The organism is Sinosporangium album, assembly GCF_900100605.1.
Classification (GTDB): Bacteria; Actinomycetota; Actinomycetes; order Streptosporangiales; family Streptosporangiaceae; genus Sinosporangium; species Sinosporangium album.
In genome coordinates this window covers 1-1,185 of sequence record NZ_FNCN01000096.1, presented here as the reverse complement: position 1 = coordinate 1,185, position 1,185 = coordinate 1, and the positions used below count along the sequence as shown (strand labels likewise).

Annotated in this window: 2 protein-coding genes; both read left to right on the top strand. The window is 68.1% G+C overall.

All coding sequences use genetic code 11. From position 1 onward, the window contains the following. The coding region (locus tag BLQ73_RS31965) for a hypothetical protein (protein ID WP_218126110.1) at positions 1-740 on the top strand (740 nt) is incomplete at its 5' end. Positions 741-976: 236 nt separating this feature from the next. Further along, a partial coding sequence (locus BLQ73_RS30770) for a hypothetical protein (RefSeq protein ID WP_218126109.1) occupies positions 977-1,185 on the top strand: 209 nt, incomplete at its 3' end.

Genomic DNA, 1,185 nt, shown 5'->3' with positions numbered 1-1,185 from the left:
CCGGCCTGGCCATGTCCGCCCGCCTCACCGCCGGAGTCGGCATCCGCCGCGCCGCCCGCATCGCCCGCCGCATCACCCGCGAAACCGCCACCGCCACCGCCGGCGGCGGCGGCACCAGCCGCCGCGCCATGCTCCGCGCCACCGGCACCGGCGCACTCGCCCTCCTCGGCCTCACCCTCGGCACCGGCACGGCCCTCGCGCGAGCCGACGACCCGGGGCTTTTGACCGGCGCCGCCTACAAGAAGGCCATCGACACCGCCGCCGCCGCGGGCGAGGTCAAGGCCGCCGTCGCCGGCCTCCCAAAGAGCGGCTTCAACGGCACGGTCAAACGGGCGCTCGCCTTCACGACGGAGACGGCGTCGACGATCGTCATTCTGTTCTTCGCCCCGGAGAACAAGGCGGAGGCCAAGAGCAAGGCGGCCGTTCTCACTCACGAATACGGGGGCGCGTCCGACAATTCGAAGACCGTCGTCGAATTCGTCACCGCCGACCTCGACGCCATCAAGAAACGGGACAGGTTCGAACGCGACGACTTCAAGGTCGTCAGGGCCGGCGGCGCCGCGCCGCGCGGCGCCGGTGAATACTTCAGTTGCATGCTGGCCTGCATCGGCATGCAGTGTGCCGGCCCCGCGACGCGCTGCCGGGGGCTGATATTCCTCTGGGCCGTCCTCGCCTGCATGGTGGCCGTGTGCGGTTCCAAGGCCCGTAGCTGCCATGCCGGCTGCAAACGCCTTTGGTGAAGCCGATCCGCACCGCGGTTCGGGAGCGCATACCGGCTCCGACGGCATCGCGGCGTATGGTCCGGTGGGCAGCGGACGGTAATTCAGCGCCCACCGGGCCGTTTCATTTTCTCGGCATGATGTTTTTCATTCGGCTTGGCGGTTCGCCACACGGGAGGCAACCATTTCCCTCATTAGCATGCACGGAGAGCGGGAAGCAATCTGCACCTTCGGCGTGGACTGCCGAAAGGAGAACCATGAAGAGATATCTGTTGTTCGACGAGGGATGTCTCGTCTGCACTTCCACGGCTAAGGGGGTGGAAGAGGACTCCGGGCACTGGCTCGAAGCCCGCAGCCTCCGCGACCCGCGGATGAAGGCCCTGCTCGACACCCACAAGCCGGGCTGGAAACACCGGCCCACCCTCGTCATCGACGACGGCACCACCGTCCACATCGCCACCGGCCT